25 protein-coding genes and 1 tRNA gene are annotated in these 21,285 nt (G+C 68.2%); 10 read left to right on the top strand and 16 right to left on the bottom strand.

The features are described 5' to 3' along the window. Positions 1–273: 273 nt before the first annotated feature. The 12 genes from EV649_RS11625 to EV649_RS11680 form a co-directional block, all read right to left on the bottom strand. Positions 274–1,305 (bottom strand): TerC/Alx family metal homeostasis membrane protein, encoded by a 1,032-nt coding sequence (locus tag EV649_RS11625; protein WP_130383207.1) that lies wholly within the window; start codon positions 1,303–1,305, stop codon positions 274–276. Beyond that, on the bottom strand, positions 1,305–2,723 hold the full coding sequence (locus tag EV649_RS11630; protein ID WP_130383208.1) for a V-type ATP synthase subunit B: 1,419 nt from the start codon (positions 2,721–2,723) through the stop codon (positions 1,305–1,307). Before EV649_RS11630 ends, EV649_RS11625 begins: the two co-directional genes overlap by 1 nt. After that, positions 2,720–4,519 carry a V-type ATP synthase subunit A gene (locus EV649_RS11635; RefSeq protein ID WP_130383209.1) on the bottom strand — a complete coding sequence of 600 codons (1,800 nt, stop codon included), beginning with the start codon at positions 4,517–4,519 and terminating at the stop codon, positions 2,720–2,722. The genes EV649_RS11630 and EV649_RS11635 overlap by 4 nt, the downstream gene beginning before the upstream one ends. Next, a complete protein-coding gene (locus tag EV649_RS11640; RefSeq protein WP_157996226.1) occupies positions 4,516–4,857 on the bottom strand; it encodes a V-type ATP synthase subunit F in 342 nt (113 codons plus the stop codon). The genes EV649_RS11635 and EV649_RS11640 overlap by 4 nt, the downstream gene beginning before the upstream one ends. 35 nt (positions 4,858–4,892) lie before the next feature. Beyond that, the gene (locus EV649_RS11645) at positions 4,893–5,894 is read right to left on the bottom strand and encodes a V-type ATPase subunit (protein WP_130383211.1); all 1,002 of its coding nucleotides are present in this window, start codon (positions 5,892–5,894) and stop codon (positions 4,893–4,895) included. Further along, positions 5,891–6,454: a V-type ATP synthase subunit E gene (locus EV649_RS11650; RefSeq protein ID WP_130383212.1), complete on the bottom strand. Its 564-nt coding sequence runs from the start codon at positions 6,452–6,454 to the stop codon at positions 5,891–5,893. Before EV649_RS11650 ends, EV649_RS11645 begins: the two co-directional genes overlap by 4 nt. Then, positions 6,454–6,678, bottom strand: coding sequence for an ATPase (locus EV649_RS11655; protein WP_130383213.1), 225 nt, complete (start codon positions 6,676–6,678; stop codon positions 6,454–6,456). Before EV649_RS11655 ends, EV649_RS11650 begins: the two co-directional genes overlap by 1 nt. A gap of 13 nt (positions 6,679–6,691) precedes the next feature. After that, positions 6,692–8,629 carry a V-type ATPase 116kDa subunit family protein gene (locus tag EV649_RS11660; protein WP_130383214.1) on the bottom strand — a complete coding sequence of 646 codons (1,938 nt, stop codon included), beginning with the start codon at positions 8,627–8,629 and terminating at the stop codon, positions 6,692–6,694. After that, complete coding sequence (locus EV649_RS11665; protein ID WP_130383215.1) at positions 8,626–9,006, bottom strand: hypothetical protein; 381 nt, start codon at positions 9,004–9,006, stop codon at positions 8,626–8,628. The genes EV649_RS11660 and EV649_RS11665 overlap by 4 nt, the downstream gene beginning before the upstream one ends. Next, complete coding sequence (locus EV649_RS11670; RefSeq protein WP_130383216.1) at positions 9,003–9,671, bottom strand: V-type ATP synthase subunit D; 669 nt, start codon at positions 9,669–9,671, stop codon at positions 9,003–9,005. The genes EV649_RS11665 and EV649_RS11670 overlap by 4 nt, the downstream gene beginning before the upstream one ends. 258 nt (positions 9,672–9,929) lie before the next feature. Continuing rightward, a complete protein-coding gene (locus EV649_RS11675; protein WP_130383217.1) occupies positions 9,930–11,714 on the bottom strand; it encodes a glycoside hydrolase family 15 protein in 1,785 nt (594 codons plus the stop codon). A gap of 1 nt (position 11,715) precedes the next feature. After that, a complete protein-coding gene (locus EV649_RS11680; RefSeq protein WP_130383218.1) occupies positions 11,716–12,192 on the bottom strand; it encodes a hypothetical protein in 477 nt (158 codons plus the stop codon). Between the two features lie 259 nt (positions 12,193–12,451). Between EV649_RS11680 and EV649_RS11685 the strand changes: the two genes are divergently transcribed. Together EV649_RS11685 and EV649_RS11690 are read left to right on the top strand one after the other, a co-directional pair. Further along, positions 12,452–12,904, top strand: coding sequence for a MarR family winged helix-turn-helix transcriptional regulator (locus EV649_RS11685; protein ID WP_198682405.1), 453 nt, complete (start codon positions 12,452–12,454; stop codon positions 12,902–12,904). Then, positions 12,901–13,266 carry a DUF488 family protein gene (locus EV649_RS11690; RefSeq protein ID WP_130383219.1) on the top strand — a complete coding sequence of 122 codons (366 nt, stop codon included), beginning with the start codon at positions 12,901–12,903 and terminating at the stop codon, positions 13,264–13,266. The genes EV649_RS11685 and EV649_RS11690 overlap by 4 nt, the downstream gene beginning before the upstream one ends. A gap of 79 nt (positions 13,267–13,345) precedes the next feature. Here the strand turns inward: EV649_RS11690 and EV649_RS11695 are convergent, their stop codons facing one another. Both EV649_RS11695 and EV649_RS41580 read right to left on the bottom strand, forming a co-directional pair. Further along, a complete protein-coding gene (locus tag EV649_RS11695) occupies positions 13,346–13,699 on the bottom strand; it encodes a hypothetical protein (protein ID WP_198682406.1) in 354 nt (117 codons plus the stop codon). A 53-nt stretch (positions 13,700–13,752) separates the two neighbouring features. Further along, positions 13,753–14,472 (bottom strand): DUF2249 domain-containing protein, encoded by a 720-nt coding sequence (locus tag EV649_RS41580; RefSeq protein ID WP_130383221.1) that lies wholly within the window; start codon positions 14,470–14,472, stop codon positions 13,753–13,755. Positions 14,473–14,557: 85 nt separating this feature from the next. On the opposite strand from EV649_RS41580, the gene fdxA reads away from it, so the two are divergent. The 6 genes from fdxA to EV649_RS41590 all read left to right on the top strand — a co-directional run bounded on the left by fdxA (position 14,558) and on the right by EV649_RS41590 (position 17,354). Further along, positions 14,558–14,884: a ferredoxin gene (gene fdxA / locus EV649_RS11705; protein WP_130383222.1), complete on the top strand. Its 327-nt coding sequence runs from the start codon at positions 14,558–14,560 to the stop codon at positions 14,882–14,884. Positions 14,885–14,889: 5 nt separating this feature from the next. Further along, positions 14,890–15,591 carry a helix-turn-helix domain-containing protein gene (locus tag EV649_RS11710; protein WP_130383223.1) on the top strand — a complete coding sequence of 234 codons (702 nt, stop codon included), beginning with the start codon at positions 14,890–14,892 and terminating at the stop codon, positions 15,589–15,591. Positions 15,592–15,653: 62 nt separating this feature from the next. Continuing rightward, positions 15,654–15,959, top strand: a complete 306-nt coding sequence (locus EV649_RS11715; RefSeq protein ID WP_198682407.1) for a cupin domain-containing protein — start codon at positions 15,654–15,656, stop codon at positions 15,957–15,959. A 78-nt stretch (positions 15,960–16,037) separates the two neighbouring features. Further along, a complete protein-coding gene (locus EV649_RS11720) occupies positions 16,038–16,469 on the top strand; it encodes a hypothetical protein (RefSeq protein ID WP_130383225.1) in 432 nt (143 codons plus the stop codon). 127 nt (positions 16,470–16,596) lie between these two features. After that, entirely contained in the window at positions 16,597–16,854 is a 258-nt protein-coding gene (locus EV649_RS41585) for a COX15/CtaA family protein (protein WP_241997987.1), read from the top strand. Continuing rightward, entirely contained in the window at positions 16,851–17,354 is a 504-nt protein-coding gene (locus tag EV649_RS41590) for a hypothetical protein (RefSeq protein WP_241997989.1), read from the top strand. Before EV649_RS41585 ends, EV649_RS41590 begins: the two co-directional genes overlap by 4 nt. Before the next feature lie 56 nt (positions 17,355–17,410). Here the strand turns inward: EV649_RS41590 and EV649_RS11730 are convergent. Next, positions 17,411–17,483 (bottom strand) — tRNA-Thr (locus EV649_RS11730). Between the two features lie 36 nt (positions 17,484–17,519). Between EV649_RS11730 and EV649_RS11735 the strand changes: the two genes are divergently transcribed. Then, positions 17,520–18,719 (top strand): MFS transporter, encoded by a 1,200-nt coding sequence (locus tag EV649_RS11735; protein ID WP_347233125.1) that lies wholly within the window; start codon positions 17,520–17,522, stop codon positions 18,717–18,719. Here EV649_RS11735 and EV649_RS11740 read toward each other — a convergent pair. After that, positions 18,649–19,830, bottom strand: a complete 1,182-nt coding sequence (locus EV649_RS11740; protein WP_130383226.1) for an MFS transporter — start codon at positions 19,828–19,830, stop codon at positions 18,649–18,651. The two genes, EV649_RS11735 and EV649_RS11740, sit on opposite strands and share 71 nt — an antisense overlap. 35 nt (positions 19,831–19,865) lie before the next feature. Between EV649_RS11740 and EV649_RS11745 the strand changes: the two genes are divergently transcribed. Further along, positions 19,866–21,242, top strand: a complete 1,377-nt coding sequence (locus EV649_RS11745; RefSeq protein ID WP_130383227.1) for an aminotransferase class V-fold PLP-dependent enzyme — start codon at positions 19,866–19,868, stop codon at positions 21,240–21,242. Positions 21,243–21,285: the final 43 nt, after the last annotated feature.

The raw sequence follows: 21,285 nt of genomic DNA on the forward strand, positions 1-21,285 counted from the left end.
TGACCGAAAGCGGAGCGCCGTATCAGAAGCGGGCCCCCGGGCAACGCGGTCCTCGCAACACCTCGATGTGAGGAGTTGCGAGGACCGTGTCGTATTCGAAGGAGTGCGCTGGTCTGCTGCGGTTGGGGATGCTGGGGTATCGGTGCCTGGTGCGGGGCTCTCGGGGGCGGCACGGCAACCAGCTCGAGGCTTCGACGCAGCCTGCTGCGCTGGTTCGGGTGCCTGCTGGTGCGGCTCTCCGTTGAAGGTCGTCCGCCGCGGTCTTGCTGGGTGTCAGTCGCCGGCGGCGTCGGTCTTCGACCCGTTGTCGCGAGACCCCCCGGCATCGCGCTCGGCCCGCGCGGCGAGGAGCCTTACGCTCGCCAGCGAAGCGATCACGGTGACGGTCAGGACCCCGGCGATGACGCTCAACGAGACGCCTGTGCTGATTTCGGGGACATCGACGGGCTGCGCGTCGTTGATGAACGGGAGGTTGTTCTCGTGCAGCGCGTGCAGGATCAGTTTGCCCCCGATGAAAGCCAGGATCGCGGCGAGGCCGTAGGACAGGTAGATGAGACGGTCCAGGAGACCGTCGATGAGGAAATACAGCTGCCGTAGCCCCAGCAGGGAGAACGCGGTGGCGGTGAAAACGATGAAGACACTCTGGGTGAGGCCGAAGATCGCCGGGATGGAGTCCAGCGCGAACAGGACGTCGGTGCCGCCGATGGCCACCATGACCAGCAGCATCGGAGTCATCACCCGACGGCCCTGGTCGATGGTGAACAGTCGGTCGCGGTCGTAGGTTTCAGAGGTCCTCAGGAACCTCTTGGCGACGCGGACGATGACGTTGTTCGCCGATCGGCCGGTCGTGGTCCCGGGTTTGAGCATTTGGCCGGCGGTGACGAGCAAAGTCAGCCCGAAGATGTAGAACACGAAGGCATAGGAGTTGACGAGCGCAGCGCCGAGGAAGATGAAGACGGTGCGCGCGAGGAGAGAGAACACGATGCCGAACAGCAACGCCTTCTGCTGGTCGGCGCGAGGCACTTTGAAGCTGGCCATGATGATGAGGAACACGAAGAGGTTGTCGACCGACAACGCCTTCTCCGTCAGGTAGCTGGCGAAGTATTCGCTGCCCAGCGTCCCGTCGCCCAGGAGCCAGACGCCGACGCCGAACAAGACGGCGATGCCCACGTAGATGGCTGACCAGATTCCAGCCTCGCGGAGCGTCGGAGTATGTGCGGTGCGCACATGGAAGAAGAAGTCGAACAGCAGCAGGGCAAGGATCCCGAGGATCGTCAGGGCCCAGACGAGTGAGGGAACATGCATCAAGCATCGGTCGCTGTCACGGACGCCTCGTGGTGGTAATGCGCAAGGTGTTCAGCGCTGACGCGTTTCAGCTCGGCTGCCGGGAAGGGTGCCAGGAGTTGCCAGCCCACCTCGAGGGTGTCGGTCAGAGTACGGCGGGCTGGTCCTTGGCCGAGATAGGTGCGTTCGAAGGCTGCGGCGAAGGCCAGATAGCGCCGGTCCTCTGTGGGTAGTCCGCTCTCGCCGACGATCGACATCAGCCGTCGGACCTCACGGCCGCGGGCGTAGCAGGCGTACAGCTGGTCGGCGAGGCCGCGGTGATCGTCTCGGGTCTTGCCGACGCCGATGCCTGCGTTCATCAGGCGCGACAGTGACGGCAGTACGTCGATCGGTGGCTGGATGCCTTGCCGGTCGAGGTCACGCGACAGCACGATCTGGCCTTCGGTGATGTAGCCGGTGAGGTCCGGGATCGGATGGGTGATGTCGTCGTCGGGCATGGTGAGGATCATCAGTTGGGTCAGTGATCCGGTGCCGCCGCGGACTCGGCCGGCCCGTTCGTACAGGGAGGCCAGGTCGGTGTACATGTAGCCCGGGTACCCCCGGCGCCCCGGCATCTCCTCCCGCGCGGCGGAGATCTCGCGCAGCGCTTCGCAGTAAGCGGTCATGTCGGTCATCACGACCAGGACGTGCCGGTGCTGTTCGAACGCCAGGTATTCGGCCATGGTGAGCGCGACCCGCGGTGTCAGCAGCCGTTCGATCGTGGGATCGTCGGCCAGGTTCAACAGGAGGACGCTGCGCGCGGCAGCCCCACCGGTGAGGAACTCCGTGCGGAAGAACTCCGCCTCCCGACGAGTAACGCCCATGGCAGCGAAGATGACCACGACCTCGGCATCGTCGCCGGGCACCCGGGCCTGCGCGGCAATCCGGGCGGCAAGGCTGTTCGCAGGAAGCCCGGCGCCGGAGAAGATCGGCAACTTCTGGCCCCGGACCAAGGTGATGAGTCCGTCGATCGCCGACACACCGGTTTCGATGAACTGGTCGGGGTGTGCGCGGGTGATCGGGTTGAGCGGCAGTCCGTTGACGTGGCGGTAGTCGTCCGGGACGGGTTGCGGGCCGCCGTCGCGTGGCCTGCCGGCTCCGTCGAGGACGCGGCCGAAATAGTCGTTGCCGACACCGGTCCTGGCGGCGCGGCCGCGGGTGAGTACGGAGGTTTGACGGCGTCCGATTCCGACGGTTCCACCGAAGACCTGGACGATCGCCGTTGACCCGTCGAGCTCGAGCACCTGGCCTTCCCGGACCGGGCCGTCGCCGGTTTCGACCTCGACCAGTTCGCCGTACCCGACGCCGTCCATCCCGTCCACGACGATGAGGGGCCCGGCCACCCGGGTCACCGTGCGATGCCCGACCGTGAAGGGGGATTGGGCGTCGGTGGTGGTCACAGCGAGCTCATTTCTTCGGCGATCCGCTGGATGAGGCGGCTCGCGGATTCGTGGATGTTGTCGGCGGGCCAGCGACGCATCCGGCCGAGGTCGGCCAGCACACTCGCTGCCGTGATGTCGGTAATGGCGACGCCCTGCTGGAGCGCTGACCTCATCGCGGCGCCGGCCTCGTGGACAACGCGCAGCATCGCCAGCAGTCGCTGCGGTGGACAGGACGCGTCGAGGTCGTCGAACGAGGACTGTTGAAGCAGGTCTTCTCGCAAGGCTTGCCCGATGCGCAGGGTGATCCGTTGTTCGGCAGCCAGCGCTTCGACGCCGAGCAGCGACACCACCTCCTGTAAGACGCCCTCGTCTTGCAACGAGGCGGCCGCCCAGCGACGCAGTGGCGACCAGTCGGCGCTGATCTCCCTGTCGAACCATGCGTCGAGGCCGTACTGCGAGAAGCTGCGCAGCCAGTTCACCGCAGGGAAATGACGTTGCCGGGACAGTGCGGTGTCGAGCGCCCAGAAGCAGCCCGCGAGCCGCAGGCTGTTCTGGGTGATGGGCTCGGAGAAGTCACCGCCGGCCGGTGAAACCGCGCCGACGACCGTCACCGAGCCGGTGCGTTCCGGCGTGCCGAGGCACTGGACCGCGCCGGCCCGTTCGTAGAAGCCGGCCAGCCGGGTCGCCAGGTAGGCGGGGTAGCCGTCCTCGGCGGGCATCTCCTCGAGCCGGCTCGACACCTCACGCAGCGCCTCCCCCCAGCGGCTGGTCGAGTCGGCCATCATGGCGACGTCGTAGCCCTGGTCCCGGTAGTACTCCGCGATCGTGATCCCGCTGTAGATACTGGCTTCCCGGGCCGCGACCGGCATGTTGGAGGTGTTGGCGATCAACACGGTGCGCTCCATCAGGGGCGCGCCCGTGCGCGGATCGGTCAGCTGAGGGAACTCCTCGAGCACCTCGGTCAGTTCGTTGCCGCGTTCGCCGCAGCCGACGTAGATAACGATGTCTGCGGTCGAGAACTTGGCCAGTGCCTGTTCCAGCACGGTTTTGCCGGTCCCGAAGCCGCCCGGGATGATGGCGCTGCCGCCGCGGGCGACCGGGAAGAGCAGGTCGAGGACCCGTTGGCCGGTGATCAGCGGTACGGTCAGCGGCAGCCGGTCCGCGACCGGGCGGGCGCGGCGCAACGGCCAGCGGCGCAGCATCGCGATCGGATGCCCGTCGATGTCGACGACGGGGTCGAGGACGGTGGCTGGGCCGGGATGGATCGCGCTGATGATGCCGGCCGCACCGGCGGGCACCAGGATCCGGTGTTCGATGGCGTGTCCCTCGGGAACCGATCCGAGCAGGTCACCGGGCCCGACGCGGTCACCGACCTCCACGGCGGGCCGGAAATCCCAGTGGCGGTTGCGGTCGAGCCGGTGGGGGTCCGCGCCTCTAGCGATGTACAGGTTGCCGTCCGTGCTCAGATTCTCCAGCGGTCGCTGGGTGCCGTCGAGGATGCCGCCGAGGAGTCCGGGGCCGAGTTCGGCGTACAGCGGTTCACCGGTCGCCTCGACCGGTTCGCCGACCTGGAGTCCCGTGGTGTCTTCGAAGACCTGCATCACCACCAGGTCGCCGTCGAGCTTGATGACCTCGCCCAGCAGTCTCTCGGTCCCGACCCGCACCACGTCGAACAGGCGGGTATGGGGCAGATCGGTCGCGCTGATCACCGGGCCGGAGATCCTGACGACTCGGCCGGTATCGCTGGTCACCGTCCGGGCCAGTCCGGAGCGGCCCAGTGGTGCTGGCTCGGTGTGTGGTCTGGTCGTGGTCATTGCCGGCCTCCGCTGGGGGTGAAGGTGATCTGGTAGCCGATCGCGCGGGCGAGCAGGTCGCGCAGCGCCGCGTCCTTGGCGGCGGAGACCTCGCCATCCTCGTCGGGGAGGCTCAGGATGAGCGGGGAGGCCTGTTTGGTCCAGGTCGCGCGGACCGACGGTCCGACGAGCGACCACAGTGCCCCGTGTACGGCGATCACCGCGGCTCGGCCGTCGGCGATCTCCTGGGCGACCGCGGCGATGGTCTGGTCGGCGCCGGAGGCGGTGATGGTTCGGGCGCCGCCGAGACGGAACCCCGTGGCGGTCGCGGGGGTGGCGATGACCAGCGCGTCGGTCATGGGCTTGTCCCTTCCGGGCGGCGCCGTCGTGTTCATCAGACGAGCAGGTCTCGGACGTCATGAGCGTGAGCCGTGCCGGCGAGAAGGAGCCGGATGGTGCGCGCCTCGCATTCGACGGCCAGCACGTAGCCCACGGGCACGTCGGCTCCGAGGGGGTCGCCGCGTCGCAGGCCGCGCACGGCTTGGCGCCACAGGTCCACATCCAGGTCCCACTCGAGCGCGATGAGGTCCCCGTCGTGGAGGTGTCGTTCAAGGGGTTCTCGCCAGCCAGGGCGAGTGGCCGCTGCGGGTTGCGGATCCCCGCGCCGGGCGGCCAGCAGCGCAGGCACGGGGATCAGGCCTGCGGGCAGGACACGTGGTGTCTGGAGTGCCGGATCGCCCAGTACGGCGAGCAGGTTGGCCCGATCGCATTCGGCCTGGATCAGCTCCAGGATCGGGCGAGCCGCCCGGCCGACCCATTCCAGCCGGTCGGTCCATCCGTCGATCGCGGCTGCCGCGATGGTGGTCTCAAGCTCATCGGGGTCGCCGGTCAGTTCGTAGCGTTCCCAGGCCGGCGGAAGAGCCCGGGCGGTCAGCGGGTCAGGCAGCCGGTGTGCCGCCAGCCGGATGACTGCCGTGGTGCCGTCGGGTGCTGCGGCGATGTCGGCGGCGGAGCGCTGGTCGAGCGCACCGACACCCATCACCGCGGCAAGCCGGTCAGCGGCGGGCTGCCCGGTGCACGCCCCCCGCAGCAGCGCAAGGGTGTCGTGCAGGTCGTGCCGGGCCAGCAGCACCCCGACCGCAGTGCCGGCAATACCGCCGTACAGTCCCCGGACTCCGCGCAGTTGGTCGCGCAGCCGGCGCGCGACAGCGTCGAGGAGCGGGTTACCTGCCTGGTCGCGGCTCAGGTAGGGGCGGTAGATCGACGTGGCCAGCCGTTCGGCGGCTGCGTCGCGGGACAGGCCGGCGAGCTGGTCGTAGTCGAACCGGGCGAGCAGGCCGGGTAGCCGTGCCCGCAGCCGGGTGTTGCCGGCGATGAAGTCGGCTCGGGCTGTCATGAGTCTTGCTCCCAGGAGCGGCTCAGCCCGACGCGGACCTCCGGCCACAGGTTCGCAAGCCTGGTGGGAAAGGTGTTGTCGATGTAGCGGCCCCGGTCGTCCTCGGCGATGGCGCCGCCGGTGCCGAGGTCGGCGACCAGCCTCACCGACGGGTCTGGGCGTAGCGTCGCGGCGTCGGCCGGGTGGACGCGGAGCGTGGTGGCGTGAGGCAGCGCGGCGAGTATTTCGTCCACGCAGGCGACCGCGGCCTTCACGCCGACCTGGCTTCCCGGGAGTGTGAGCAACTGCGCCCGGACCTTGTCGAGGACCTCCTCCAGCGCGTCGTCCCGGGCGGTCCGGACCGCCCGGCGCGCACCCGAGCGCGCTGCGGTCAAAAGGCTCTGTGCCTCCTGCCGGGCTGCGGCCTCGGCTGCCGTCACGGCGTCCGTCTGGAGCCTGGCTCCGCGTTCGCGGGCATCGGCGACAATCTGGGCTGCCTGCCGGCGTCGGTTCTGTTGGGCCTTCTCGTGCTCTGCTGCTCCTTCTTCCTCCAGTGCGGTGAGCAGATCGCGCAGCGCCATCATTTGCCGCCGAGCAGCAAGATGATCATCGCCGAGACCGCGAACCCGAGGATGACCAGCGTTTCCGGGATGGCGACGAGCAGGATCGCGCGGCCGGTCAGTTCAGGTTTCTCCGCCACAGCGCCCATGGCTGCGGCTCCGATGCGGGCCTGGGCGTAGCCGGTGGCCAGTGCGGACAGTCCGACGGCGAGGCCGGCTGCTAGGGCGATCAGTCCGAGTTCCATGATGTTTGTCCTTTCAGACCGGTGACCCGGCCGGGACCGGCTCGGGTGTGGCGCGGACGTGGGATGGGAGGCCAGTGGCGCTGTCCGGCTCGGAGCCGGTGGCAACAGCACCGCCGAGCGGCGCGAAGAGTCGGCCACCGCCCTCGTAGAACTGTCCGAAGAACTCCACATAGTGAAGGCGAAGCGCCTGGATCGTCGGGCTGAACGCCGCGAGGGCGAGATTCAGCGCGTGAAACAAGGTGGCCACCAGGAGTCCGAGCAGCAGCGGTCCCCGGGCGCCGAGCTGGTTGGCGACCTCAGCCAGGTAGGTCGAGGCGAGGCCGACCGCCGCCAGCCGCAGGTAGGACAAGACGTTGCCGAGGGCACCGAGCAGATCGAGCGGGCCCAGCAGCAGCCCGAGCGCGCCCTGGGACACACAGGCCACCACGACACCGACAACGAGAGCGGCGACCGCAGGGGTCAGCACCCCCGCGGGGAATCCCGCGGCGACGACACCGGCCAGGCCGAAAAGCCCGGCCAGCACCAGCAGGGTTCCCGCCTTCGAGGCAATCTGTCGGCGGTGGTTTCCGCGGGCCGCCGTCCATACGCCCAGCAGCAATCCCAAGACGACATGGACCATGCCGATGGCCAGGGCGAACAGCAGCAATGGTTGGAGCGCTGTCGGGCCACCCCGGTAGAACCACAGCGCCGGCATGCCGATGCTGTGGCCCAGGCTGCCGAGCGCTTCGCCGTACAGGAAGCCGAAGAGAATCGTCCAGGCTCCGCCCAAAGCCATCACCCGGCCGACCTGGCCGACTGTGCTGTTCTTGGGCCAGTGCGATCTGAACCACCACGCGCCAGCCAGCAGGAGGCCGCCGTAGACGACGTCGCCGACCATCACGCCGAAGAAGATCGGCAGCACCAGTGCCGTCAGACCCGTGGGGTCCAGGTCGCCGCGCGCCGGCCAGGACAACAGCCCAACCAACTGCTGGAACGGCTGCCAGCCGGGCCGGTTGCGCAGCAGGACCGGCTTGTCCTCGACCGATTCGCTGGTGTCGAGGCGCTCGACGGCGACGGCCGGGCCGAGGCGGTCGGCCAGTGCGCGCTCGACCTGTTCGGTCTGCTTGGTCGGGACCCAGAGCCTCAGGATGAACGTACGCGAGGACAGGTCCGCCTGTGCGGCAGCGACAGCTCGTTCGGCTCGGGCCTGCAGCACGGCGATGGTGGCGTGCAGCGACCCCGCGACGGGGATGACCGTCGCGGCCAGTTCGGCCTGGACGCGGTTGCGTTCGCCGGGCAGCTTGGCGAGCCGTTCGCGCATCGCCTCGACGGTCGCACGCAGCGACTTGCCGGCGTAGGCCGCGGGGACCCCGACCTCGACGATGCGTTCGGTGCCGAGCAGGGCATTGACGTCGGGCAGGTCGGCGCGGCGAAGAACGAGCAGGCAGCCGACCGGTCCGCCGGGCGTCGCCGTCGAGGTGACCATCAGGTGCCCGCGGCCGAGCAGTTCGGCGAGTTGCCGGTTCAGCTCGGGGACGATTCGCAGGTCCGGGTCGTCGAGGACCAGCGCGATGCTGGCCAGGCCCAGGTTCGCCAGTTGCCGATCGTTGAGCCGGCCCAGTTCGGGCACGAGCGGCTGTAGCGCGTCGAGGGCGTCGATGGACCGGGGCAGTGCCTCGGCCTCGCCGCGTAGTTCCTCGTCTTCGGCCAGCAGCTTTGCTACCTGGGGTTCGAGGTGGTCGAGGGTGGTCCGCAGGGCGGTGTCGCTCAGCACGGTGCCGGTCGCGGGCTGGCCGGCGAGCGGCATCATGGCGTCGGTGCGGGCGATGAGGTCCGCCAGGTCGGGCGGGGTCTCGCCGGGATCGACGACGGTCACGACTTCGGCCAGCCGCAGTTCCTGCAGGGCTGTCAGGGCGTCGTCCAGGCGCGGTCTGAGTCCGGCGACCTCGAGTTGGGTGAGTGGGACCATCATGGTCGGCTTACCTCGTCCTGTGATGACCGTGTCTGTTGCGGCAGCACCGCGGCGACGACAGTTGCGATGTCGTGGTCGCGGCGCCGGGCGGCGATCGCAGTCAGATCGGCGGCGTGGCGGTTGCCGGCCTGGGTCAACCGGGCGGCCTCGGCGCGGGCGGCGGACAGGATCGCGGTTGTCCGTTGCCGCGCCACCTCCGCCGCCTGCGCTTCGGCCTCGGCGATGAGGTGATCCGCCTGCACTTGAGCTAGTGCCACCTCATCGCCGGCTTGGTTCGCCGCCGCCAGTCGGGCGGCGATCGAGGTCTCGAGCTCGCGTACCAACTCGTGCGGTGTCGCCTGTGCGACCGTATCGCTGTCGTCGTGCGCGCGGCTCATGCTGCGCTCCGACTGCGGTCACGCCCGTCGCTGGTCGCATCGCGGGAGGCCCGGCGGGCCCGGGCGCGTCTGAGCCGGGCGTGCTCCTCGCGTTCGCGCTCGTCCAGCGTGAGCGCGATCCGGCGCGCCTCGTCGTGCAACTGAGGGAGCACGATGTTGTCCAAGGCATTGACCTGCGTGGTGGTCCGGGCGATCTCCGTGGCCAGCCGTCGTACGCTGAGCTCGACCGCGCACAGGTCCAGGAGCCACTCGAGTTGCTCCTCGTAGGCCAGCGCGACGGTGTCGAGGTGGGCCGAGGCTAGGGCGGGTGCCCAGCCGCGGGTGGCTGTGTTGCGGCGGACGGGGTCATGGCTCAGATCGAAGACGTGGACCCCTGCCACGGTCCGAGACCGCAGCTCCGCGCCGATCCCTGTGGCGGCGGTCAGCGCGCCCGATGCGAGTGCCTCGGGGCCGCACACGGCGGTGGCCTCGTCAAGGCGTTGCCGGGCTTGAACGGCGAGGGTCCGCAGCCGTTCCAATCCGTCCAGCAGTTCGGTCTGGTGGTGCCGGAACTCCCGCACCAGCGCGGTTCGTTTGTCTTTGAGCAGATCGCGGCCTTGAGCGACGAAGACCGCCCGCCGCCGGCGGTCCAGCAGTTCACTTCGGGTAGCAACAAGGGATTGCATGGCACACTCCCGGATGCGTGATCGGGTACCTCTGAGACTGCCGTTGCGGCGCTTCGCCGGGTATTGGCACCTTCGGCGAAGGTCGCATCTCGTTGATTGCCGGGAACCGGCAATGGTGCAGCTGGCCCGAAGGTCGTTCTCAACCGAACGTTTGTGGTGCGGCGCAACGCCTTGGGATGCGGGTTCGACGACCGGGGCGCCCTGCTCACGGCAGGTGGGCGGATGCGAGGCACCGGATCTTGCTGCCGGGCAGGTACGTCACGAGACGGGCGGGAGGTCCCGGAGGGCGAGAGCGGCCTGGATGAGGGCGGCGTGGGTCAGGGCCTGGGGGTAGTTGCCGAGATGTTCGCCGGTCGTGGGGTCCAGTTCCTCGGCGTACAGGCCGAGCGGGCTGGCTCGGTCCAGCAGTTCGGTGAACAGGTCGAGGGCCTCGCGGCGGCGGTCGTCAAGCGCCAGCGCTTCAACCAGCCAGAAGGAACAGGGCAGGAACGCGCCCTCGGTGCCCGGCAGCCCGTCACGCCCCGGTGGGTATCGATACAGCAAGGGACCCTCGGCACTCAGTTGGCTGCGGATGGCGTCCAGTGTCCCGCGGACGCGCAGTGATCCGCGCTCCTCGAGTCCGATCCGGGGCAGGATGAGGAGAGCGGCGTCGAGCTCCTGTGAGCCGTAGCTTCTGGTGTAGCTACCGATGCCGGTGTCGAAACCCAGCTTCTTGACCTCGATGCGGATCGCCTCGCGGGCGGCCTGCCAGCGTTGTCGCCGACGTTCGGAGAGCCGGTGCGTCTCGGCGATCCGCAGGGCTCGGTCGAGCGCCAGCCAGGCCATCAGCTTGGAATGCACGTGATGGACCTGGTCCCCGCGGACCTCCCAGATGCCTGCGTCCGGCTCACTCCACCGTCGCGTCACAAGGTCGGCGAAACCTCGCATCGCGCGCCACGTTTCGGAGTACAACGGATGACCCGCCTGCACGAGAGTCCAGGCGGCGTCGAGCACCCATCCGTAGCCGTCAAGTTGATGTTGCTGGGCCGCACCATTGCCCACCCGGACCGGGACACTGCCGCCGTAGCCCGGCCAGTTTCGCAGGCCACGTTCTGGGGGTGCTTGTCGACCGTCCAAGGTGAGCAGGACCGGTAGCCGGGGACGTTGCACGCGACTGGCGTGCAGCAACCACCACAGGAACCCTCGGGCTTCCTCGACCATGCCGACACCGAGGAACGCCGCGATCCCGATGCTTGCGTCACGGGGCCAGGCAAAGCGGTAGTCCCAGTTCCGCACCCCGCCGAGCTGCTCGGGAAGTGAGGTAGTCGGCGCGGCCACCGACGCACCGGACGGCGAGTACGTCAACAGGCGCAGCGTCAGCAGGCTGCGAAGCACTTCCTCACGAAAGGGCAACCCCTGGTCGACCCGAGCCGTCCAGGCACGCCACCGGCTCTCGTCCTCGGTGAGCAGCGCCCAGGCGGTGGCAGCCTGAACCTGGATCAGCGGTTCCCGATGCGCGATTGTGAGGACGAACGTGACTGGCCGATCAGGGGTAACCGTGAAGGGCGTCGGCATGCCGGGCTCGATGGCCGGCCCGGCATCGCAGCTCAGCGACATCGCCAGCGCGCCCCACTCGCACACGAGATCCTGACCGCGGCGTCGGTTGCGCGGCTGTGTGTGCTCCTCACCGCGGCGCGGGTCGAACTCGACCAGAGCCTCAACGGCGCCGCCCTCTGCGGACAATCGCCGCACGAGGACCGTCGCAGGCAACAGGCGTCCGGCTACCTCGGCCACCATCGCCTCGGTCAGTGTCAGCTTGCCGCGGGGGGTGATCCAGGTGGTCTCCAGGGTCGCGGTGTGGAGGCGGTACTTGCGCTCGACAACAGTGGAGATGGCGGCTGGTCCCAACCGGAATCTGCCTGCGTCAGAACCGCCAACAAGTGCTCCGAAGACCGGGGCGCCGTCGAAGCGCGGCGCGCACAGCCAGTCGAGGGAGCCGTCGCTGGAGACGAGTGCCGCGGTGCGGGTGTCACCCAGCAGCCCATAGTCGGCGATCGGCTTCATCTCAACGGGCCTGGAGCAGCAGGCCGAGCACGGCACCGTAGACAAGGTGGGCGGCGATGGTTACGGCTGGAGTCTGCACGCCATAGTTGAGGGCGAGCAGACCCGGTGGCTCGAGCACGGCCCGGCTCGCGGGTCCGGCGCGGTGTGACGCCATCCGGGGATGCAAACCGGGGAGCACTGGAAGCAGCACCATCAGCGCAACTGCGACATGCAGAAGGCCGAGCAGCCCGCCCAGCCACCAGGTGGCTCGATGCAGCAGGGCGAACACGGTCGCGTAGCCAAGCGCGAACACCTGGCCGACAACGAGGTGGATGAGGAACCCTGCGGCCCGGGCACGGTCGGGGTCCTCTGTTACCAGGGTGCCGAGTACGAGCGGAAGGTCCAGCCGGGTGAGGCCGGCCAGCTGCGCGGTGATCATCACGGCAGTCAGCGCGGAGGTGGCCACCAACCCGAATATCGCCCACCCGAACCAGTCCACGACGTCGCCTCTCAGGCTCGTCGGCTACGGATGAACCGAAGGCGCCGACAGTCGTCCGTAGAGCGGCGGCCGGCCAGGCGAGAAGAAGAGCACAACGGCGATCGCTGGTATGGGCCGCGCACTCCCCCGGTTTCACGAACCAAGGCGCACCTCCTCGCGCATCAGGCGCCTAGAGAGCGACCGCGCAGTTGTATCGTAACACGATATAGTTGGTTTTTGTGGCCGGGTCTCCCGGTGAAACCACTGAGGACGTGATCACATGCAGCCCGACACGATGCACGACGAGCAGGCGGCAGAGCCGTTGACGAAGGCGGATTTCGAGGCGTTGGCTCGTTTCCGCTTCGGCATCCGCCGGTACCTGCGCTTCAGCGAGCAGGCCGTCCGCGGTCATGGCCTGACGCCGCAGCAGTACCAGTTGATGCTGGCGTTGAAGGGGTTTCCCAGCCGTGAGTGGGCGACCTTGACCGAGTTGGCCGACCGTCTCCAGTTGCGTCACCACAGCGTCGTGGAACTCGTGAACCGTGCGCAGGCGCAAGATCTCGTGACCAGGGCGTCAGATCCGACGGACGCCAGAGTTGTCCGGGTGGAGTTGACGCGGCACGGCGAGCGGGCGTTGGCACGGCTGAGTGCACTGCACCGCGATGAGCTTCAACGCTTGGGTACCGCCCTTGCAGTGCCCGACTGGAGCGACACTGCCGACGGTGCAGCATGACACGCCACACTGTCCGGGTCCGCAGGATCTACGATCACCCCGCAGCCGACGACGGCATCAGGGTCTTGGTCGATCGGGTGTGGCCGCGAGGGATCCGCAAGGACGCCGCCGCCATCGACGAATGGGCCAAGGAGGTCGCACCGTCGACGGAGCTCCGCAAGTGGTACGGCCATGTACCGGAGAAGTTCGCGCAGTTCGAGGCACGCTACCGCGACGAGCTGGCAACAGAGGCCGGACGGACCGCGCTGGACCACCTGCGCACGCTGGCGAAACGCGATGCCCTGACCTTGGTGACCGCAACCAGGGACGTGGACCACAGCCAGGCAACGGTCCTGGCACGGCTGCTGAGCGAACCCCGCTGATTCCCTTTGCCAGCCGGACCAATAGACCGCGCTCCGCTGGTGGCACACCTCACTCGCGTGTCGGACAGCTCCGGCCATGCTACTGACCGGGGCGGTTCCTGATTTGCAGGCCAGGACGGCGACGATGAATGGTCAGGTAGGACAGGCCGGTGGTACCGGCGGTGATGTTGCGGGTCGAACCGCGGGGCAACCAGACAACGTTGCCGTCAGCAAGAGTCTGTTCTTCGTCGGGTGTACCGACTCTGCCGTCACCCGCGACGACGACGAGTAGCACGTCGAGATCCGGCTCGCTATGGGTGTCCACGCGCTGCCTGGCAGGCAGATGGATGAGGTTCGCGTCGAGCTGGCGCCCTGGCTCGGTGAGGGTCCACCGGGCACCCGACGGTACGGGCGAGTCATCGACGAGTTCGTGCACGTCGAGCAGGACCCGCACCGTCGGCTGCTCAGGCAGTAGGGCAGCTGGAACAGCCGGCGACTCCTCAGGCATCACTGGGCGACCCGGCCGATCCGTACGCGCCATTCGTCGGGCCCGGCCTGCAGGTAGTCCCAGCTGAAGGCGCCGGCGTGAATGGCTTCGAACTCCCGGCGTAACGGCTTGGGGTCGTGGCTATTGACCAGGATGAACGCCTCTCCCGGAGCCAGCCGGGCGTACCGGGCGAACACGCGTGGATGACGGCCGCCACGAGCGATCCGCCGTACGTCGATGACCGTCGGTCGTTCGACCTGTTCCCCCGCGAGGTAAGCCCGCAGGTCGGCGGCCAGCAACGACGGATCCACGCCAGGCAAGCCGGCCAGCGCGGGGAGCAACACCGACTCCTCGATCTGAAGCTGGGCATCCAAGGCCGCCGTGATCATCATGCCGAGCCTCGCCACATCAACCGGGCCCGCAGCCGCGATTTCGTCGATCTGAGCATTGAGCGCTGCGGCTCCCACTCGGAGAGCCTCGACCAGAAGCCGTGTCTCATCATCCTCGGACGCGGGCGCATAGAGATCCCGATCCGCGGTGACCAGATATCGGCGCACTTCATGGAGGCAGAAGTCCACCAACTCCGCAGACCATGGCCCGGCGCCCTGGGTAACTGGTTGCGCCGTGGTCAGCTCCGCCAGTCCGGACATTAGTCGCTCGTGGGCCTCGTGGACGGCACCGCGAGCGATGACGTCCGGGTCGGTCTCGGTCGCCTGGATGAAGATCTCCGCAGCCGGCATCGTGCACTCTCCTTACATCGCTGTTTTCAATGATTATTACATGTGATATTTGTAGTAATTACAAGCGCTGATGAGGGAGTCGGTTGTGACCTACGTGATTGCGTTGCCGTGTGTCGATCTGAAGGATCGCGCATGCGTCGAGGAGTGCCCGGTCGACTGCATCTACGAGGGCGGGCGCTCCCTGTACATCCATCCCGAGGAGTGCATCGACTGCGGCGCCTGTGAACCCGTCTGCCCGGTCGAGGCGATCTTCTACGAGGACGATCTGCCCGAGCAGTGGAAGGACTACCAGGCCGCAAACGCGGGATTCTTCGACGAGCTCGGTTCTCCAGGCGGGGCCTTCAAGGTGGGCGCTATGCCCCACGACCATCCCCTCATCGCGGCACTACCGCCGCAGGAGCAGGCAAGCTGACCACCATGACCAGGACTGACCAGACGGCCGGCGATCAGCCCCGCCGACAAGCACTGCTCGAAGCCCTGCGCGCCGCCGACGCACCGCAGGGGGTCACCGAACTCGCCGACCAACTCGGCATCCACCCGAACACGGTCCGCTTCCACCTCGACGCCCTCGTGACGCAAGGAGTGGTCGACCGCCAACTCCAGAAACCGGCAGGGCGAGGACGGCCGCGGACTGCGTACACACCACATCCCGGGATGGACCGAGGCGGCCGGCGTCAGTACCACCTACTGGCCAAGATCCTGCTCGGTCAGCTGTCCACCAATCCCGATGCCGGCGCCGCGGCCGAGGCCGCGGGCCGCAACTGGGGCGGCTACCTGGTCGAGCACATCCCCCCGTCCCATCAGATCGGCGTCGCCGAGGCCACCCAGCGGCTGAGCGCGATGATGACCGACCTCGGTTTCGCCCCGGAACCCGACGGCGACGCAGCCGCTCGCATCAGGCTGCGGCACTGCCCGTTCCTGGAACTCGCGGAGGAGTACTCGTCCACCTTGTGCCCGCTGCATCTCGGCCTGATGCGAGGTGCCCTCACCGAGATCCGCGCACCGATCACCGCGACAAGCCTCGAGCCGTTCGCCGAGCCCGATGCCTGCATCGTCCACCTCTCCCCCGCCCGCAGCACCGGCGCCCAGGCGCACAATCGTCGCAACAGGAGCACATGATGTACCTCACCAGGATCGGCACCACGCCCCGGCGCCGCGCGCCAATCCCCGGAGGTCCGACGATGGAAGTACTCGTCGCGGCCGAGACTTCCGACAACATCGCGATGGTCCAGGTATGGATCCCGCCCGGCGGCGGCCTGCCCGAACACGACCACGGACCCTCGGAAATCGTCCTGGTCCACGTCTCGGGCTCGATCGAGCTTCAGCAAGGCGACCAACAGCACAGACTCGGCCCCGGCACCGTCGCACACATCGCCACAGGGGAACGCGTCAGCCTGACCAACCCAGGAACCGAACCCGCCGTCATGATGATCGTCGCCTCACCGCCCGACTTCGTCGCGCGAATCACGCGTTGGCCGGCCGCATAGGGGCCATCGGCAACCACGCCGGGAATCCGCCACGATCCCCCGAGCCCGGATGCAACGACGGATCCAGAAGGAGCAATAGTGAACGCCGCACCAGCCGCCGTAGCCACTGCCGCCGTCTTCATCTGGCTCGGCATGGTGCTCGCCATCTCCTTCCTGGAGACGCCACTCAAGTTCCGCGCCCCAGGCGTTGACATCCCCATCGGGCTCGGCATCGGCCGCATCGTCTTCAGGACGCTCAACCGTATCGAGATCGCATTGGCGCTGGTTGCGCTGGCGACGATCGCCGTGGGACGGCCGACCGGTTCCGTAGCGGCTCTCACAGCGGCGATCCTGGTCATCCTGGCCGGACAACTCATCGCCATCCGGCCCCAACTCAACCGGCGCACCGACCGCGTCCTCACCGGTCAGCACCCGCCTCGGTCGAGCATGCACCTGTACTACGTCGGTCTCGAGGCAGCCAAGGTGCTCACCTTGGCAGCGCTCGGAATCTGCCTCCTCGTGGCGGACTGATTCGCACTTGAGGCGACACCGCCTCCGTGACCTCAGCCCTCGGGCCAATGCGGATCTCACAGCAATACGGTTCTGGGGTTGGGCATCGGTAGCAGCCAACATCGGCATCTTGACCACAGGCGGTCTGGTGCGTCTGACAGGTTCGGGACTCGGCTGCCCAACCTGGCCGCAATGCACCGACGCGTCGTACGTCCCGCACAGCGCGATGGGAATCCACGCAGCGATCGAATTCGGGAACCGGATGGTGACCATCGCGGTGGCCGCGGTCGCGGTCGTGACGTGGCTGGTCGTGATGCTCCATCGGCCGCCGCGGACAGACCTGCGCCGGTTGGCCACGTTCGTCGCGCTCGGTGTGCCTTTGCAGGCTGCAATCGGCGGACCGTGACACTGGCGCGCCGCGCCGGCGCCTCAGCTGATCCGAACATGCCACAGGCGGTGAGGGCACTGGCTGCAACATGCCTGATCACGACCTGGCTGGTGCTTGCACTGGGCGCTGTGGCCACTGGCGCTGGCCCGCACGCCGGCGACCCCGATTCAGGACGCAACGGCTTCGACGAAACGGCGATCAGTCAACTGCACACCGCCGCGGTCTGCGTGTTGTTCGGCGCGACGGTGGCGCTGGTAGTCGTTGCCCGGACGACGCAGACCACCCCACCCGTCCGACGGTTGTCCACCGCGGTGCTGGTGACCGAACTCGCCCAGGGCGCAATCGGTTTCACTCAGTACTTCACCGGCCTCCCGTGGGGGCTGGTGCTGGTACACATGACCCCGGCTGCGGTGCTCACAGCGCTGGTCACTGTCTTGTTCGACCACAGCTCCGCCCGTGACCAGGCCCGAGATGTAGCGGCAGATCTCAACCGTCCGCCGAGGCAAAAGTGTGAGTAAAGGGTGAGTTGGGGCCCGGAAGTTGATCACTTCCGGGTTATATGACCAGGTCGGAGAGCCGGTGAGGGGACTCGAACCCCTAACCCCCGCTTTACAAGAGCGGTGCGCTGCCAGTTGCGCCACACCGGCCGGTGTGCGGATACATACTAGAGGATTGTGTGGGGGGTGCTGCGGGGGTCGGGGGCGTTTCGGAGCCTTTGGGGGGCTCGGGCGGTGTCCTTCTTGGGGGACTCGCTGGGATTGGTGGCGTTGCTGCTTTATGTGCAGGCGTCGACCGGGGCCGCGTTCGCGGTGGCCCTGCTCCTGTTGGCGGGGGACTTTGTGCCGGGGTTGTTCGGGGCGTTCGCGGGGGTGGTGGGCGATCGGTTCGATCTCAAGCGGGTGATGGTGGCGTGCGACCTGGTCCAGGGCGTCCTGACCGTCGCCATGGCCCTCATCCTTCCGCCACTCACACTGCTCTTGGTCATGGTGGCGGTCAGGAGTGTCACGGCGCAGGTGTTTCAGGCGGCTTCGCGGAGTGCGATGCCGGCGTTGGTGCGGGACGACCAACTCGAGGCGGCCAACTCGGCGCTCGGGGCGGGGACGAACGGGCTGGAGGCGGTCGGCCCGATCATCGCGGCGGGGTTGTTCCTGGTCACCGACGTACGTGGGATCCTGCTGATCGACGCCGCGACGTTCTTCATCTCCACGGGCCTGCTCACCAGGCTGCCGAAGATCTCACCGTCCGAACTGAATCAAAACAGTGTGTTCAAAGACGCACGTGACGGGCTGGGATACATCCTCAGAACGGCCCAGATCCGCGTCATCGGGATCGGGTTCTTCGCGACGGTCGTGTTCAACGGGGTGGACGACGTCGCGATGGTGTTCCTCGCGAAGGACGAGTTGCACGGGAGCGATTCGGCGTCGGCGACGTTGTACGCCGGGGTTGGCATCGGGCTGATCGTCGGCTTCGCGATCCTAGCGCGGTACGCGGGCCGCCTGAAGATGCCGGTTCTCATCCTCCTCGGGTTCGCCGTGAGCAGCGTCGGCAATCTGGTCACCGGTCTCGCGTGGGCGATCTGGGCTGCGCTCGCGCTGCAGGTGATCCGCGGGCTCGGGATCGCGGGCGTCGACGTCGGCGTCAACACGCACCTGCAACGCGTCGTACCGCCGCACCTGCGTAGCCGCGTCTTCGGCAATCTGTACGGCGCGATCGGTCTCGCGGCCGGGATCTCGTACGTGTGCGGCGGGCTGCTCCTGCAGCACACAGACGCCCGTACGACGTTTGTCGTCGCCGGCGCCGGTGGGTTGATCGCTACGGTTGCGACTGCGCTCGGAGTTCGGCAATCGGGCGACGAAGAGCGCGAGCCCCCGGTACGGCGATGAGCGCGATCACGGCCATCACGAGGAACGCCGCCAACGGGTGATCGACGAGCAGGCCGACGACGACCGCGACGACCAGGCCGCCGAGGTTGCCGGCCATCCAGATCAGGCCGGCCGCGGTGCCTTCGGCTTCTCCGGTACGGCGCTCGACGAGCTCGAGCACGATCGGCAGCGCCGGGAGGAGGAGCAGGCCGATCACGGTGATCGCGACGAAGCCGGTGACCGCGCCCGGAGCGAGCGCGAGTAGTACGCAGGCGGCTGCCGTGACGGTCAGGCTGACGACGAGGAGGCGAGATTCGGCGCGGCGGCGTACCACGAGGATCGGGATGGTGGCGCTGCCGACGACGCCGGCGATGACCTGCAGCAGGAGGATCGTGCTTGCGGTGCCGCCGCTGACGCCGGCCGGTTCGAGGAGCGCTTGGGCGAAGGTGCTCATGGCAACGAAAACGCCGAACGGGAAGATCGCGAGGACACACAGGCGGCGGATCAAGGGGTCGCCCCAGGCGGCCGCCAACGCACCACGGTCGGAGCGTGGAGCGGAAGAAGTGTGGGATTCGACGGGGCCGCGGATGGCGATGGCGAGGACGATTGCCGCCAGGACGCAGAAGATGGCGCTGACGGTGAGCATGGCGGGGATGGACGAGGACGTCGTGAAGACGGCGGAGAGCAGGAAGGCGATCACCATTCCGGCGAAGATGCTGGCGGTGCCGATGGCGATGCCGGTGGGGCGGTCCTTCTCCTCCAGGTACCGGCCGGTGATGCCGGTGATGGCGTTCAGGACCAGCGGCTGCGCGATCGACGCGAGGATCTGACCCGCGAGCAGCCAGCCGAAGTCGTCGCCGATCAAACGCACCACGGCACCCAGGGCAGTCAGTACGGCGCCCGCGAGCAGCCCGCCCCGGAACCAGCGGTCCAGCGCGAGGCCGCAAGGGATCGCGAGTACGACGTACAGCAGCGGGAAGACCTGGGCGAGCCAGCCGATCGCGCTCTCGGACACGCCGTACCGGGAGGCGGCGACGGTGGTGACGCCCGCGAAGTTCAGCCAGACCAGCTGGGTCGCCGCGCCGACCAGGGAATAGCCGACGATCGCCGACCACCGGCTCCGGATTTGCATGGGCGCACTTTACGGCCTAGGCGTAGAAATGAGGCATGGTTGATTGGGAGGGGCCGCTCACGGAGGCGTACGAGCGGGCGACGGCGTACCTGGACGGGCTTCCGGAACGGCGGGTGGGGCCGCGGGCGAGCGCCAAAGAGCTTCACGAGACGCTCGGTGGACCGCTGCCGAGTGGGCCGACGGATCCGCGGGAAGTGATCGCGCGGCTCGCGGAGGGGGTCGAGGACGGGCTCCTGCCTAGCGGGAGCGGCCGGTTCTTCGGGTTCGTGTTCGGCGGCGCCACGCCGGCGTCGCTCGCGGCGGACTGGCTCACGACGACGTGGGACCAGAATGCCGGCCTGTACGCCGCTTCGCCGGCGGCCGCTGTGGTCGAGGACATCACCGCGGGCTGGCTGGTCGACCTCTTCGGGCTCCCACGCGGTACGTCGGTGGGTTTCGTGACCGGCGCGCAGATGGCGAACTTCACCGGGTTGGCCGCCGCGCGGCACGAGGTACTGCGGCGAGCCGGGTGGGACGTCGAACGGGACGGCCTGATCGGCGCGCCCCCGATCCGCGTGCTTGCCGGGGCGGAGCGGCACGACACGATCGACCGGGCGCTGCGGTTCCTGGGGCTGGGGACGAGCTGCATCGTGCCGATCGCCGTCGACGGCCAAGGCCGGATGCGCCCCGACGCGCTCACCGAGGCGCTGAACGACGACGGTCCACAGATTGTCTGTGCACAGGTCGGAAACGTGAACACCGGAGCGTCCGACCCGGTTCGGGAGATCTGCGACGTCGCGCACGCGCACCAGGCCTGGGTGCACGTCGACGGTGCCTTCGGTCTCTGGGCAACGGTCAGCTCACAGCTGAGCGCGCTCGTCGACGGGATCGAGCTGGCCGACTCGTGGGCGACCGACGCGCACAAGTGGCTCAACGTGCCGTACGACTCCGGCCTCGTCCTGTGCGCTCATCCCGAGGCCCATCGCGCCGCGATGTCGATCCGCGCCGCCTACCTGATCCAGGACGAGAACGGCGAACGCGACTCGCTCGACTTCAACCCGGAGTTCTCGCGACGAGCCCGCGGCATCCCCGTGTACGCCGCGATTCGCGCACTCGGCCACACCGGCATCGCCGAGATCGTCGACCGCTGCCACGCGATGGCGCTGCGGTTCGCCGACATTCTGGCGGCCAACGACGTGCAGGTGCTGAACGACGTGGTCCTCAACCAGGTCCTGGTCCGGTTCGGGGACGACGACACTGTCACCCGGCGCGTGGTCACTGAGGTTCAGGACGAGGGCACCTGCTGGATGTCGGGCACCACCTGGCAGGGCCGGGCCGCGATGCGCATCTCGGTCTCCAACTGGACCACCGGACCGGCCGACATCGACCGCTCGGCGGAAACTGTGCTCGCGGTGTTGCGGAAAGTTTCCTGACGGTCGGTGTCGATTTCCGCGGTGGTCGCCCGACGCAGGGGTG

The sequence above is a fragment of the Kribbella sp. VKM Ac-2569 genome (genome assembly GCF_004216905.1).
In the GTDB taxonomy this organism is placed as follows: domain Bacteria; phylum Actinomycetota; class Actinomycetes; order Propionibacteriales; family Kribbellaceae; genus Kribbella.

Bases quoted from the DNA above. Each gene is read 5' to 3' on its own strand.
- EV649_RS41580 (WP_130383221.1), bottom strand. From the start codon at position 14,472: ATGCCGGCTGCGGAGATCTTCATCCAGGCGACCGAGACCGACCCGGAC.
- EV649_RS11675 (WP_130383217.1), bottom strand. From the start codon at position 11,714: ATGAAGCCGATCGCCGACTATGGGCTGCTGGGTGACACCCGCACCGCG.
- EV649_RS11685 (WP_198682405.1), top strand. From the start codon at position 12,452: ATGCAGCCCGACACGATGCACGACGAGCAGGCGGCAGAGCCGTTGACG.
- EV649_RS11740 (WP_130383226.1), bottom strand. From the start codon at position 19,830: ATGCAAATCCGGAGCCGGTGGTCGGCGATCGTCGGCTATTCCCTGGTC.
- EV649_RS11710 (WP_130383223.1), top strand. From the start codon at position 14,890: ATGACCAGGACTGACCAGACGGCCGGCGATCAGCCCCGCCGACAAGCA.
- EV649_RS11650 (WP_130383212.1), bottom strand. From the start codon at position 6,454: ATGGCGCTGCGCGATCTGCTCACCGCACTGGAGGAAGAAGGAGCAGCA.
- EV649_RS11715 (WP_198682407.1), top strand. From the start codon at position 15,654: ATGGAAGTACTCGTCGCGGCCGAGACTTCCGACAACATCGCGATGGTC.
- EV649_RS11625 (WP_130383207.1), bottom strand. From the start codon at position 1,305: ATGCATGTTCCCTCACTCGTCTGGGCCCTGACGATCCTCGGGATCCTT.
- EV649_RS11645 (WP_130383211.1), bottom strand. From the start codon at position 5,894: ATGACAGCCCGAGCCGACTTCATCGCCGGCAACACCCGGCTGCGGGCA.
- EV649_RS11655 (WP_130383213.1), bottom strand. From the start codon at position 6,678: ATGGAACTCGGACTGATCGCCCTAGCAGCCGGCCTCGCCGTCGGACTG.
- EV649_RS11660 (WP_130383214.1), bottom strand. From the start codon at position 8,629: ATGATGGTCCCACTCACCCAACTCGAGGTCGCCGGACTCAGACCGCGC.
- EV649_RS11670 (WP_130383216.1), bottom strand. From the start codon at position 9,671: ATGCAATCCCTTGTTGCTACCCGAAGTGAACTGCTGGACCGCCGGCGG.
- EV649_RS11690 (WP_130383219.1), top strand. From the start codon at position 12,901: ATGACACGCCACACTGTCCGGGTCCGCAGGATCTACGATCACCCCGCA.
- EV649_RS11635 (WP_130383209.1), bottom strand. From the start codon at position 4,519: ATGACCACGACCAGACCACACACCGAGCCAGCACCACTGGGCCGCTCC.
- EV649_RS11745 (WP_130383227.1), top strand. From the start codon at position 19,866: ATGGTTGATTGGGAGGGGCCGCTCACGGAGGCGTACGAGCGGGCGACG.
- EV649_RS11640 (WP_157996226.1), bottom strand. From the start codon at position 4,857: ATGACCGACGCGCTGGTCATCGCCACCCCCGCGACCGCCACGGGGTTC.
- EV649_RS11665 (WP_130383215.1), bottom strand. From the start codon at position 9,006: ATGAGCCGCGCGCACGACGACAGCGATACGGTCGCACAGGCGACACCG.